The sequence below is a fragment of the Bacillus sp. SIMBA_026 genome (assembly GCF_046535335.1).
Taxonomy (GTDB): Bacteria; Bacillota; Bacilli; order Bacillales; family Bacillaceae; genus Bacillus; species Bacillus velezensis.
The window spans coordinates 1-236 of sequence record NZ_JAWRWX010000476.1 but is presented as its reverse complement, the minus strand read 5'-3'; the positions used below and the strand labels follow the sequence as shown (position 1 = coordinate 236).

Annotated in this window: 1 protein-coding gene; it reads left to right on the top strand. The window is 57.2% G+C overall.

Features of this window, described 5'->3' with window-relative positions:
* Positions 1 to 236 (top strand): hypothetical protein (locus SB847_RS22220; protein WP_410578924.1); only part of this gene is annotated, 236 nt, incomplete at both ends.

The window sequence follows — 236 nt, the reverse complement described above, 5'->3', positions numbered from 1 at the left end:
TCGCTTGCCGCGCAGTCGTTCGACAAGGACGGTCTGTGCAACGAGAACACGATCGGCTATCACAATTTCAATCTGTCGCTATACCGCAAGCTCCGCACCGTACTAGCGAACCTCCAGATCGCCGACGACCTGCGCGACAAAATCGATGCACTGATTGGAAGAGCGTCCCATGCGCTTGAACTGTGCGTGCTTCCCGACGGTAAAATTCCGCCGATAGGCGACTCGCCGCGCTACGA